Source organism: Neisseria lactamica, assembly GCF_901482445.1.
Taxonomy (GTDB): domain Bacteria; phylum Pseudomonadota; class Gammaproteobacteria; order Burkholderiales; family Neisseriaceae; genus Neisseria; species Neisseria lactamica.
The window spans coordinates 1,372,352-1,384,739 of record NZ_LR590477.1 but is presented as its reverse complement, the minus strand read 5'-3'; the positions used below and the strand labels follow the sequence as shown (position 1 = coordinate 1,384,739).

The 12,388-nt window shown below is 52.6% G+C and carries 10 protein-coding genes, 1 pseudogene and 1 riboswitch; of the genes and pseudogenes, 6 read left to right on the top strand and 5 right to left on the bottom strand.

Annotation, left to right across the window (positions count from 1 at the left end; genetic code table 11):
- The first annotated feature begins 250 nt into the window (after window positions 1-250).
- Window positions 251-1,306 carry a 3-deoxy-7-phosphoheptulonate synthase AroG gene (gene aroG / locus FGL10_RS07290; RefSeq protein ID WP_004467512.1) on the top strand — a complete coding sequence of 352 codons (1,056 nt, stop codon included), beginning with the start codon at window positions 251-253 and terminating at the stop codon, window positions 1,304-1,306.
- 67 nt (window positions 1,307-1,373) lie between these two features.
- The gene (locus tag FGL10_RS07285) at window positions 1,374-1,862 is read left to right on the top strand and encodes a dihydrofolate reductase (RefSeq protein WP_004467510.1); all 489 of its coding nucleotides are present in this window, start codon (window positions 1,374-1,376) and stop codon (window positions 1,860-1,862) included.
- A gap of 350 nt (window positions 1,863-2,212) precedes the next feature.
- On the opposite strand, the gene FGL10_RS07280 is transcribed toward FGL10_RS07285, so the two are convergent.
- The gene (locus tag FGL10_RS07280) at window positions 2,213-2,689 is read right to left on the bottom strand and encodes a CYTH domain-containing protein (protein ID WP_003711425.1); all 477 of its coding nucleotides are present in this window, start codon (window positions 2,687-2,689) and stop codon (window positions 2,213-2,215) included.
- Between the two features lie 11 nt (window positions 2,690-2,700).
- The gene (locus FGL10_RS07275) at window positions 2,701-3,129 is read right to left on the bottom strand and encodes a CopD family protein (protein ID WP_003711424.1); all 429 of its coding nucleotides are present in this window, start codon (window positions 3,127-3,129) and stop codon (window positions 2,701-2,703) included.
- A 111-nt stretch (window positions 3,130-3,240) separates the two neighbouring features.
- On the opposite strand from FGL10_RS07275, the gene FGL10_RS07265 reads away from it, so the two are divergent.
- The 3 genes and pseudogenes from FGL10_RS07265 to FGL10_RS07250 all read left to right on the top strand — a co-directional run bounded on the left by FGL10_RS07265 (window position 3,241) and on the right by FGL10_RS07250 (window position 7,963).
- Window positions 3,241-3,486 (top strand): hypothetical protein, encoded by a 246-nt coding sequence (locus FGL10_RS07265; protein ID WP_002226028.1) that lies wholly within the window; start codon window positions 3,241-3,243, stop codon window positions 3,484-3,486.
- A gap of 693 nt (window positions 3,487-4,179) precedes the next feature.
- Window positions 4,180-6,267: pseudogene (locus tag FGL10_RS07260) on the top strand (autotransporter outer membrane beta-barrel domain-containing protein); the annotation flags it as partial.
- A gap of 229 nt (window positions 6,268-6,496) precedes the next feature.
- Entirely contained in the window at window positions 6,497-7,963 is a 1,467-nt protein-coding gene (locus tag FGL10_RS07250; protein WP_003711359.1) for a surface lipoprotein assembly modifier, read from the top strand.
- A 200-nt stretch (window positions 7,964-8,163) separates the two neighbouring features.
- Here the strand turns inward: FGL10_RS07250 and FGL10_RS07245 are convergent, their stop codons facing one another.
- Window positions 8,164-9,132 (bottom strand): hypothetical protein, encoded by a 969-nt coding sequence (locus tag FGL10_RS07245; protein ID WP_003711351.1) that lies wholly within the window; start codon window positions 9,130-9,132, stop codon window positions 8,164-8,166.
- 77 nt (window positions 9,133-9,209) lie between these two features.
- On the opposite strand from FGL10_RS07245, the gene FGL10_RS07240 reads away from it, so the two are divergent.
- Window positions 9,210-10,502 (top strand): DD-carboxypeptidase/endopeptidase Mpg, encoded by a 1,293-nt coding sequence (locus tag FGL10_RS07240; RefSeq protein WP_036470632.1) that lies wholly within the window; start codon window positions 9,210-9,212, stop codon window positions 10,500-10,502.
- A 501-nt stretch (window positions 10,503-11,003) separates the two neighbouring features.
- On the opposite strand, the gene FGL10_RS07235 is transcribed toward FGL10_RS07240, so the two are convergent.
- Both FGL10_RS07235 and queF read right to left on the bottom strand, forming a co-directional pair.
- The gene (locus FGL10_RS07235; RefSeq protein WP_003710992.1) at window positions 11,004-11,690 is read right to left on the bottom strand and encodes a 7-cyano-7-deazaguanine/7-aminomethyl-7-deazaguanine transporter; all 687 of its coding nucleotides are present in this window, start codon (window positions 11,688-11,690) and stop codon (window positions 11,004-11,006) included.
- 75 nt (window positions 11,691-11,765) lie between these two features.
- The gene (gene queF / locus FGL10_RS07230; RefSeq protein ID WP_003710991.1) at window positions 11,766-12,239 is read right to left on the bottom strand and encodes a preQ(1) synthase; all 474 of its coding nucleotides are present in this window, start codon (window positions 12,237-12,239) and stop codon (window positions 11,766-11,768) included.
- A gap of 3 nt (window positions 12,240-12,242) precedes the next feature.
- A riboswitch (PreQ1 riboswitch) is annotated at window positions 12,243-12,287 on the bottom strand.
- Between the last annotated feature and the right edge of the window lie 101 nt (window positions 12,288-12,388).

The following is a 12,388-nucleotide window of genomic DNA, read 5'->3' as shown; positions in this document are numbered from 1 at the left end:
CCGTGTATTTGCGGTTATTCCGGTTTTAGGTTTGTCCGAATGAATGGCGGGTATTGTTTTTATCAATCTGTTTCTTTTTATTTGAAATAAAATTCCTAAAATAATAAAAATATGAAATTTAAAATCTATAAAAAAAGATATATCAGTTATTTTGAAATAAAATAGCTTTGTAGTAATATGTTGCACTTGTTTGTACGAGGTAAACGATGTAACCTAAGCCGCGTATAAAACCCATCAGGAAAGATGCAAAATGACACACCATTACCCCACAGACGATATTAAGATTAAAGAAGTTAAAGAGTTGTTGCCGCCGATTGCCCATCTTTACGAGCTGCCGATTTCCAAAGAGGCTTCGGGCTTGGTTCACCGTACCCGTCAGGAAATTTCCGATTTGGTCCACGGCAGGGACAAGCGGCTGTTGGTCATTATCGGGCCGTGTTCGATTCACGATCCGAAAGCGGCGTTGGAATATGCGGAGCGTTTGTTGAAACTCCGCAATCAGTATAAAAACGAGCTTTTGATTGTGATGCGTGTTTATTTCGAGAAGCCGAGGACGACGGTGGGTTGGAAGGGCTTGATTAACGACCCGCATTTGGACGGTACATTCGATATCAATTTCGGTTTGCTTCAGGCGCGCAGCCTGTTGTTGTCGTTGAACAATATGGGTATGCCTGCCTCTACCGAGTTTTTGGATATGATTACGCCGCAATATTATGCGGACTTGATTTCTTGGGGGGCAATCGGCGCGCGGACGACCGAAAGCCAAGTTCACCGCGAATTGGCAAGCGGGCTGTCCTGCCCCGTCGGCTTTAAAAACGGTACGGATGGCAATTTGAAGATTGCCATTGACGCAATCGGTGCGGCGAGCCATTCGCATCATTTCTTGTCTGTAACCAAGGCCGGGCATTCCGCCATTGTCCATACCGGTGGCAATCCCGACTGTCATGTCATTTTGCGCGGCGGCAAAGAGCCGAATTATGATGCGGAACACGTCAGTGAGGCGGCGGAACAACTGCGTGCGGCAGGCGTAACCGACAAGCTGATGATTGATTGCAGCCACGCCAACAGCCGCAAGGATTACACCCGGCAGATGGAAGTGGCGCAAGACATTGCCGCCCAATTGGAACAGGACGGCGGCAATATTATGGGCGTGATGGTGGAAAGCCATTTGGTCGAAGGCAGGCAGGACAAGCCGGAAGTGTACGGCAAAAGCATTACCGATGCGTGTATTGGTTGGGACGCGACTGAAGAACTGTTGGCATTGTTGGCAGGTGCAAACAAAAAACGTATGGCGCGCGCCGGTTGAGATTTTTGACGCAGAATGTCATAAAATGCCGTCTGAAGCGTTCAGACGGCATTTTTGTGGAGGAAATATGCTCAAAATAACCCTAATTGCGGCGTGTGCGGAAAACCTGTGCATCGGGGCGGGCAATGCGATGCCTTGGCACATTCCCGAAGATTTCGCATTTTTCAAAGCCTATACCTTGGGCAAACCCGTCATTATGGGGCGGAAAACGTGGGAATCCCTGCCCGTCAAACCCCTGCCCGGACGGAGGAACATCGTCATCAGCCGGCAGACGGATTATTGCGCGGCAGGCGCGGAAACGGCGGCAAGTTTGGAGGCTGCATTGGCATTGTGTGCCGGCGCGGAAGAAGCCGTCATTATGGGCGGCGCGCAGATATACGGACAAGCGATGCCATTGGCGACCGATTTGCGGATAACCGAAGTGGATTTGTCTGTGGAAGGAGATGCATTTTTCCCCGAAATAGACCGGACGCATTGGAAAGAAGCAGAGCGGACGGAACGCCGTGTCAGCAGCAAAGGCACGAGCTATGCTTTTGTGCATTATTTGAGATATTGAAATATAAACTCTCTATAAAATCCCCCGCAAATGATGGGCTGAAATAGAAAATATTGTTATTCCCCCGAAGATGGGAATCCGGGATTTTAAAGTTAGGGTAATTTATCCGAAATAACAACAATCTTTCCATCGTCATTCCCGCAAAAGCGGGAATCCGGAAACGAAAAGCTAAAGCAATTTATCGGAAAAAACTGAAGTTTAAAGAACCGGATTCCCGCCTGCGCGGGAATGACGAGATTTTAGGTTATGGGGATTTATTGGGAATAATGGAACAAAGAAAGCAGAAATAAGGATATAGAGGCTGTCTTTGGATTTGCGATGGTTGTCGGGGAATGCCGTCTGAAGCCGCTTCAGACGGCATTTTTCCAGCTTGAGAACGGATGCCTGCTCAAATAAGCATTGGTAAACATACCGTCGGCAGTGATTTCCCGCCCCAGCCAGTCCGGACGGTCAAAATCGGCATTTTCGGCGGGCAACTCGATTTCCGCGACGACCAAAGGCGCGTTTTCGCCAAGGAAAACATCGACTTCAAACAGGCTGCCGCCCCATTTGACCGGATATCGCCATTTTTCCATCTTAAACGGGCACATCGTTTCCATCATCTTTTCCGCATCTGCAAGCGGGATTTCGTATTCGAACTCACTGCGGCTGATTTCCGAAATATAGCCTTTCAGCGTCAGCCACGCCCGTTTTCCGGCAATGCGGACACGGACGGTGCGTTCTTTTTCGACAGACAGATAACCCTGCCTCAACAGCAGCGGCTCATCGGCGTATTGCCGCCATTTGTCGTTTCCAATCAAAAAACGGTGTTCTATTTCTATCGGCATAAGATGCTCCGTCAAAACGGTTTGAACACAACCAGGTAAAGCGCACCTATCATCAGCAGTACAGGGATTTCGTTAAATACGCGATACCAGCGGTGTGAGAAAGTATTGCTGTAATTCTGAAAACGACGCAGCAGCACGCCGCAATACAACTGGTAAGCCAAAAGCATCAAGCCCAAACACAGTTTGACGTGAACCCAGCCGTTGCCCCACCAGCCGGCGGCAAACGGTATCGCCGCGCCGAACACGACCGCGCCGAAACCCAAAGGCGACATAAAACGGTACAGCCGCACCGCCATACCCGACAGGCGCACATACTCGGGATTGCCGCGCGGCGCATCAATCATCGCCATATTGACGAAAATCCTCGGCAGGTAAAACAGCCCTGCAAACCACGAAATGACAAAAAACAAGTGAAACAGCTTGAACCAAGAAAACATCATCGCCCACACCCTGCCGAAAAGCGGTATTGTACAGGCAAACCGCTTGGGAAACGTGATAAAATCAGGCGGATAAACAAATCGAATAAATCCTTACCGCAAAACGGAGGCAAAATGCTCAAATCCATCGAACTCAATTCCCACATCCGCAACCGCCTTGCAGCATATCTGAAAGGCAGGGGTATGGATTTTCAGACGGCGATGCGGGAGGAAAAAGGCAACAAAGAAATCGCCTCCATCGTCCACAGCGGTCTGCCCACTCTGGTCCGCAAACTGTATTCCGAACAAAAAATGCAGAAGTTTTTTTGGGAAAAGCGGGATTTGATTGCCGACTACATCAGCCGCCGGATGCAGGGATAGGCGGCTGAAATCTGTTTTCAGGCAAGTGAAAAGACAATATGGCAGATTGAAATTATGCTTATCGTCATTCCCGCCCGCGCGGGAATCCAACTTGTCCGGTTTCGGTTCTTTTTCTCGTTTCGGGTGATTTCTAAACCGTCATTCCCGCGCAGGCGGGAATCCGACTTGTTCGGTTTCGGTTCTTTTTCTCGTTTCGGGTGATTTCTAAATCGTCATTCCCGCGCAGGCGGGAATCTAGGTCTTTAAACTTCAGTTTTTCCGATAAATTCTTGCCGCATTAAAATTCTAGATTCCCACTTTCGCGGGAATGACGGCGGAGGGGTTTTTAGTTTTCCCGATAAATGCACATCATCCAAAATTCCGTTATTCCCACAAAACAGAAAATCAAAAACAACAATCTGAAATTCCGTCCTTCCGGTGCAGGCGGGAATCCGACTTGTCCGGTTTCGGTTCTTTTTCTCGTTTCGGGTGATTTCTAAACCGTCATTCCCGCGCAGGCGGGAATCTAGGTCTTTAAACTTCAGTTTTTTCCGATAAATTCTTGCCGCATTAAAATTCTAGATTCCCATTTTCGCGGGAATGACGGCGGAGGTTTTTTTGTTTTTCCCGATTTTTCATTGCGATGTAGTGTGATGTAGTATATAATCATTATAATTTCAACACTTGACAAAGGAAAATTTCTCATGACACTGAAAGCAAGCAAGCAAGCAAGCAAGCAAGCAAGCAAGCAAGCAAGCAAGCGGTCGGGTTAATCTATTAACATTATCTGTTTTATCGCTGTTTTGCACGCCATATGCTTGGGGTTCGGATGCGTACGATCCCGTCAAAGAAGCCGAGATTAAAAACAAATTTATTTTAGAAGCGGCGGAAGACAGAAATTCCCACGTTTGGCGCGGCCCGTGCAGCATATTTTTTGATTGCTTCGGTGCTTTCAGTTATCAGCCCGGTTCAAATACTCGTTCTACCGAAATCGGCAACGATACCGATTTTTCATTTTCAGACAAGCCGGCAAACGGTGTTTCCCATTATTTTTCCAGCGGCAAAACCGATCAAAATTCATCCGAATACGGGTATGACGAAATCAATATCACGGGTAAAAACTACAATAGCGGCATTCTCGCCGTCGATAATATGCCCGTTGTTAAGAAATATATTACAGAGAATTACGGAACTGATTTAAAGCAGGCGGTTAAGAAGCAATTAAAGGCTTTGTACGACACGAAACCCGAAGATTGGGAAAAAAATAAAAAAATAGTTGAGAAAGTGTATAGAAAACAGCTTGGAGGAACATTTGATATACTTAAACAGAAAAGACCCAATATAATTAATCAATTGATAGAAGACGCCGTACTTACTCCTTATACACCACAGACTAATCTCGACAACATCTTCAATAAAACACTGCACGTCAAAATCGAAAACAAATCCCACGTCGCGGGACAGGTGTTGGAACTGACCAAGATGACGCTGAAAGATTCCCTTTGGGAACCGCGCCGCCATTCCGACATCCATACGCTGGAAACTTCCGATAATGCCCGCATTCGCCTGAACACGAAAGATGAAAAACTGACTGTCCATAAAGCGTATCAGGGTGGCGCGGATTTCCTGTTCGGCTACGATGTGCGGGAGTCGGACAAACCCGCCCTGACCTTTGAAGAAAAAGTCAGCGGACAATCCGGCGTGGTTTTGGAACGCCGGCCGGAAAATCTGAAAACGCTCGACGGGCGCAAACTGATTGCGGCGGAAAAGGCAGACCCTAATTCGTTTGCGTTTAAACAAAATTACCGGCAGGGACTGTACGAATTATTGCTCAAGCAATGCGAAGGCGGATTTTGCTTGGGCGTGCAGCGTTTGGCTATCCCCGAGGCGGAAGCGGTTTTATATGCCCAACAGGCTTATGCGGCAAATACTTTGTTTGGGCTGCGTGCCGCCGACAGGGGCGACGACGTGTATGCCGCCGATCCGTCCCGTCAAAAATTGTGGCTGCGCTTCATCGGCGGCCGGTCGCATCAAAATATACGGGGCGGCGCGGCTGCGGACGGGCGGAGCAAAGGCGTGCAAATCGGCGGCGAGGTGTTTGTACGGCAAAATGAAGGCAGCCGGCTGGCAATCGGCGTGATGGGTGGCAGGACCGGCCAGCACGCATCAGTCAACGGCAAAGGCGGTGCGGCAGGCAGTTATTTGTATGGTTATGGCGGGGGTGTTTATGCTGCGTGGCATCAGTTGCGCGATAAACAAACGGGTGCGTATTTGGACGGCTGGTTGCAATACCAACGTTTCAAACATCGCATCAATGATGAAAACCGTGCGGAACGCTACAAAACCAAAGGTTGGACGGCTTCTGTCGAAGGCGGCTACAACGCGCTTGTGGCGGAAGGCGTTGTCGGAAAAGGCAATAATGTGCGGTTTTACCTGCAACCGCAGGCTCAGTTTACCTACTTGGGCGTAAACGGCGGCTTTACCGACAGCGAGGGGACGGCGGTCGGACTGCTCGGCAGCGGTCAGTGGCAAAGCCGCGCCGGCATTCGGGCAAAAACCCGTTTTGCTTTGCGTAACGGTGTCAATCTTCAGCCTTTTGCCGCTTTTAATGTTTTGCACAGGTCAAAATCTTTCGGCGTGGAAATGGACGGCGAAAAACAGACGCTGGCAGGCAGGACGGCACTCGAAGGGCGGTTCGGCATTGAAGCCGGTTGGAAAGGCCATATGTCCGCACGCATTGGATACGGCAAAAGGACGGACGGCGACAAAGAAGCCGCATTGTCGCTCAAATGGCTGTTTTGATGCGTCGGGAAATGTTTTGACGCACAGGCGGCACACCGGCACGGCCCCGCAAACCGATCCGAACCCTGCCGCCCCGAAGGGCGGGGCATAATGATGAAACCGGCGGAAAACCGCCGGTTTTTTGCTGCCGTCTGAAACCCGATTCCGGCTTCAGACGGCATTGTCGCGGCATCGGGCGGCAGGGTTTGGAACAGCGGCATAAAAAACTGATACAATCCGCCGATTGATAATGGTTATTTTTTATTTTTGTGGGAAGACATTTATGCCTGCACGAAACAGATGGATGCTGTTGCTGCCTTTATTGGCAAGCGCGGCATATGCCGAAGAAACACCGCGCGAACCGGATTTGAGAAGCCGTCCCGAGTTCAGGCTTCATGAAGCGGAGGCCAAACCGATCGACAGGGAGAAGGTACCGGGGCAGGTGCGGGAGAAAGGAAAAGTTTTGCAGATTGACGGAGAAACGCTGCTGAAAAATCCCGAATTGCTGTCCCGCGCGATGTATTCCGCAGTGGTCTCAAACAATATTGCCGGTATCCGCGTTATTTTGCCGATTTACCTACAACAGGCGCAGCAGGATAAGATGCTGGCACTTTATGCACAAGGGATTTTGGCGCAGGCAGACGGCAGGGTGAAGGAGGCGGTTTCCCATTACCGGGAATTGATTGCCGCCCAACCCGACGCGCCCGCCGTCCGTATGCGTTTGGCGGCGGCATTGTTTGAAGACAGGCAGAACGAGGCGGCGGCAGACCAGTTCGACCGCCTGAAAGCGGAAAACCTGCCGCCGCAGCTGATGGAGCAGGTCGAGCTGTACCGCAAGGCATTGCGCGAACGCGATGCGTGGAAGGTAAACGGCGGCTTCAGCGTTACCCGCGAACACAATATCAACCAAGCCCCGAAACGGCAGCAGTACGGCAAATGGACTTTCCCGAAACAGGTGGACGGCACGGCGGTCAATTACCGGCTCGGCGCGGAGAAAAAATGGTCGCTGAAAAAAGGCTGGTACACGACGGCGGGCGTCGACGTGTCCGGCAGGGTTTATCCGGGGAATAAGAAATTCAACGATATGACGGCAGGTGTTTCCGGCGGCATCGGTTTTGCCGATCGGCGCAAAGATGCCGGGCTGGCAGTGTTCCACGAACGCCGCACCTACGGCAACGACGCTTATTCTTACACCAACGGCGCACGCCTTTATTTCAACCGTTGGCAAACCCCGAAATGGCAAACGTTGTCTTCGGCGGAGTGGGGGCGTTTGAAGAATACGCGCCGGGCGCGTTCCGACAATACCCATTTGCAAATTTCCAATTCGCTGGTGTTTTACCGGAATGCGCGCCAATATTGGATGGGCGGTTTGGATTTTTACCGCGAGCGCAACCCCGCCGACCGAGGCGACAATTTCAACCGTTACGGCCTGCGCTTTGCCTGGGGGCAGGAATGGGGCGGCAGCGGCCTGTCTTCGCTGTTGCGCCTCGGCGCGGCGAAACGGCATTATGAAAAACCCGGCTTTTTCAGCGGTTTTAAAGGGGAAAGGCGCAGGGATAAAGAATTGGACACATCCTTGAGCCTTTGGCACCGGGCATTGCATTTCAAAGGCATCACGCCGCGCCTGACGCTGTCGCACCGCGAAACGTGGAGTAACGACGTGTTCAACGAATATGAGAAAAATCGGGTGTTTGTCGAGTTTAACAAAACGTTCTGATTGCTGTTCCTTTTCGGAGGAAACCCTGCCGGCGGCGGTATCACGGCGGGCATCGGCGGCTTTCGGGCGGTGCTTTGCGTGCCGCCGCGTGTGCGGAAACGCATTCCGGTTTTTCCGGCATAACGGCGATGCGAGGTAAAATGCCGTCTGAAACCCGATTCCGGCTTCAGACGGCATTGTCGCGGTTGCGGCGGGCGGGTTCACCAGATTCCGTCAAAGGTTTTCGCGCCGCGCCAAAATTTCCACCTGTCGGCGGGTTTGAAGGTCAGCGTACCGCCGTGTTGTCCGTCCGTGGCGATGTCCAGCCGCTTGATTTTGCCGGTGCGGACGGCTTCGTAGATTGGTGCGAACCAGCGTTCTTCCCACTGCTGTAATATTGCCGCATACCGCTCCCTGTCCCCTGTCAGGGCGGTCAGGCGCAAATCGTCCATAAACAGGATATGGTGCGTGTCGGGCAGGTGTGCCGCCGTTTCTTCATAGGCGCGGAAGTTGTCGGGCAATGCGCGGCGGTCGGGGTGGAAACGGCTCCAAACCGTATCGGCGAAAAGCGTGCCGCCTTGACTGCTTCCGTGCAGACTGTCCCAAAGCCATAAGCCGTTCAACTCGGGCAGCCCGCGTTTCTTGCGGTTATGGTTGACGGGGTGCGCCGCCAGCCACATTTGGATTTCGGTTTGGACGCGCAGCCATTCCAACGCATCTTCTCCGTCCGGCTGATCGTCCGCGCCCAACAATCCGCCCAAGTCCAAAACGGGCTTCGCGCCCCAGCGGTACGCGCGGGGAAGGGAAATCAGCCATAATTCGGGCAGGACGGGCGTGAAATGCCAGGGAGTATCGGCGTAAAACGCCGACAGGTCGCGGCAGAGCCGTTCCGCTTCATCCGTACCGACGTTCAGATATTCCGCCGTCAGCACATTTGCCTGATGCATCCCCATCTTTTGCCAGACGGGCGTGGCGAGCGCGACGGCTTCAGACGGCATATTCAGGCTTTGCGCCGCGCGTTCCGCCAGTCTGCCGCACCACAAATAACGCGCGTAAAATGCCGAAGCCGTGCAGCTTTGGCGATACGGCGAGCCGTATTGCAGGATTTTGTTGAAGGCGTGCAGGCATAGAGGTATTCGGGTTTCGTCTTCATCCAAATTGAGCGAGGGAATGGCGAGGGTGAGTTTCATCGTTTGACGTTTCAGAAATGCAGGTCAGGCGCAACATTATAGAGGATTCGGCGCAAACGCCGTCAAAAAGGAACAATATGGCTGTCTTCCCACTTTCGGCAAAACATCGGAAATACGCGCTGCGCGCGCTTGCCGTTTCGATTATTTTGGTGTCGGCGGCATACATTGCTTTGACAGAGAGGACGGAACGCGTCAGACCGCAGCGCGTGGAACAAAATCTGCCGCCGCTGTCTTGGGGCGGCAGCGGCGTTCAGACGGCATATTGGGTGCAGGAGGCGGTGCAGCCGGGCGACTCGCTGGCGGACGTGCTGGCGCGTTCGGGTATGGCGCGGGACGAGATTGCCCGAATCACGGAAAAATATGGCGGTGAAGCCGATTTGCGGCATTTGCGTGCCGACCAGTCGGTTCATGTTTTGGTCGGCGGCGACGGCATCGCGCGCGAAGTGCAGTTTTTTACCGACGAAGACGGCGAGCGCAATCTGGTCGCTTTGGAAAAGAAAGGCGGCATATGGTGGCGGTCGGCTTCTGAGGCGGATATGAAGGTTTTGCCGACGCTGCGTTCGGTCGTGGTCAAAACGTCGGCGCGCGGCGCGTTGGCGCGGGCGGAAGTGCCCGTCGAAATCCGCGAATCCTTAAGCGGGATTTTCGCCGGCCGCTTCAGCCTTGACGGTTTGAAGGAAGGCGATGCCGTGCGCCTGCTTTACGACAGCCTGTATTTCCACGGGCAGCAGGTGGCGGCGGGCGATATTCTGGCGGCGGAAGTCGTCAAGGGCGGTACAAGGCATCAGGCGTTCTATTACCGTTCGGACAAGGAAGGCGGAGGGGGCGGCAATTATTACGATGAAGACGGCAGGGTGTTGCAGGAAAAAGGCGGCTTCAACATCGAGCCGCTGGTCTATACGCGCATTTCTTCGCCGTTCGGCTACCGTATGCACCCCATCCTGCACACTTGGCGGCTGCACACGGGCATCGATTATGCCGCACCGCAGGGAACGCCGGTCAGGGCTTCCGCCGACGGCGTGATTACCTTTAAAGGCCGGAAGGGCGGATACGGCAACGCGGTGATGATACGCCACGCCAACGGTGTGGAAACGCTGTACGCGCACTTGAGCGCGTTTTCGCAGGCACAAGGCAATGTGCGCGGCGGCGAGGTCATCGGTTTTGTCGGTTCGACAGGGCGTTCGACCGGGCCGCACCTGCATTACGAGGCGCGCATCAACGGGCAGCCCGTCAACCCTGTTTCGGTCGCATTGCCGACACCCGAATTGACGCAGGCGGACAAGGCGGCGTTTGCCGCGCAGAAACAGAAGGCGGACGCGCTGCTTGCGCGCTTGCGCGGCATACCGGTTACCGTGTCGCAATCGGATTGAAGTTTGAACCGGCGACGAAAACAATGCCGTCTGAAAATCTGCAAACAGGTTTTCAGACGGCATTTATAGTGGATTAACAAAAACCAGTACAGCGTTGCCTCGCCTTAGCTCAAAGAGAACGATTCTCTAGGGTGCTGAAGCACCAAGTGAATCGGTTCCGTACTATTTGTACTGTCTGCGGCTTCGTCGCCTTGTCCTGATTTTTGTTAATCCACCATACAGTCGATTAAAATAAAACTAAGCCAAGGAAGCACTGCCGTCATTCTCGTACCGGCGGGAATCCGGACACCACGGCACGGAAACCCATCCGCCGTCATTCCCGCGAAAGCGGGAATCTAGAAATACAACGCGGCAGGAGTTTATCGGAAATGACTGAAACCCAACGTACCGGATTCCCGCTTTCGCGGGAATGACGAAGTGGGCGGGAATCCGGATTTATCCGTTCCGGCAGTGTTTGCAAATAAAAGAAAACCCAATCGTCCCGATTCCCGGCAGGGCTGTTTACGGATTTTGCAGCGAGGGCGCGGGGCGGTCTTGCGCCTGTTTGGTTTGCAGGGTCGTCAGTTTTTTCGTCAGCAGATTCAGAATCACGCCGTATGCAGGCAGGAAGAAGAGGGTGCAGATGGTGAGTTTGAACAGGTAATCGACAAATGCGATGCCCTGCCAGTTTGCCGCCATAAATTCATCGCTGCTTGCGTAAAAGGCAACGGCGAAAAATACCAAGGTATCCAAGGCGTTGCCGATGACGGTTGATGCGCTCGGGGCAACCCACCACGCTTTCAGACGGCGTAATTTGTCGAACACGAAAATATCGAGGATTTGTCCGAGCGCGTAGGCGGCAAAACTTGCCAGTGCGATGCGTCCGACAAAGGTGTTGAATTCGGACAGTGCGTCCAAGCCTGTCCAACTGCCGTTGTGGAACAAAACGGAAAAGACGTAGGAAAGCAAAAGGGCGGGGAACATCACCCAAAAGATAATCCGCCGTGCCAAGTGCGAACCGAAAATGCGGACGGTCAGGTCGGTGGCAAGGAAGATGAAGGGAAAGGAAAACGCGCCCCAAGTGGTGTGGATGCCGAAAATTTGGAAAGGGAACTGCACCAGATAGTTGCTGGCGGCGATGATGAGGATATGAAAAAGCACCAGCCGGAAGAGTGCCTTCTGTTGCTGTGCGTCGGTAAATGCGTACATAAAAATCTTTCGGAAAGGCGTTCAGACGGCATATCGTATCGAAGGAATGCCGTCTGAAAGTGGGAATAGGGAAGTTTATTGCGCGTCGTGCTCGAACAAGCGTTTACGCGCCAATGTTTCGAACTCGGTGCCTGCTTTGCCGTAATTGGCAAACGGATGAATGGCGATGCCGCCGCGCGGTGTGAACTCGCCGAATACTTCGATGTATTTCGGATCCATCAGGGCAATGAGGTCTTTCATGATGATGTTGACGCAGTCTTCATGAAAATCGCCGTGGTTGCGGAAGCTGAAGAGGTAGAGTTTCAGGGATTTGCTTTCCACCATTTTGATGTGCGGAATGTAGCGGATGTAGATGGTGGCGAAGTCGGGCTGCCCGGTCATGGGGCAGAGGCTGGTAAATTCGGGGCAGACGAATTTGACGAAATAGTCGTTATCGGGATGTTTGTTGCCGAATGCTTCGAGAATTTCAGGCGCGTATTCGGACGGGTATCGGGTTTTCTGATTACCCAAAAGCGAGATGCCTTGCAGCTCTTCGGTATTGCGGGACATAGGGTTTCCTTAGTTTTTTAGTGTGGGAGGTTTTCGAACCACGGGGCGGCGATTGTAATATAAGCGGCGGTATCTGTGTAGCTTCCCTGTCCGGCAGGGGTGGCGCGCTTATCCGATTATTTTTGAACATAAATTAATTTTGCGGAACG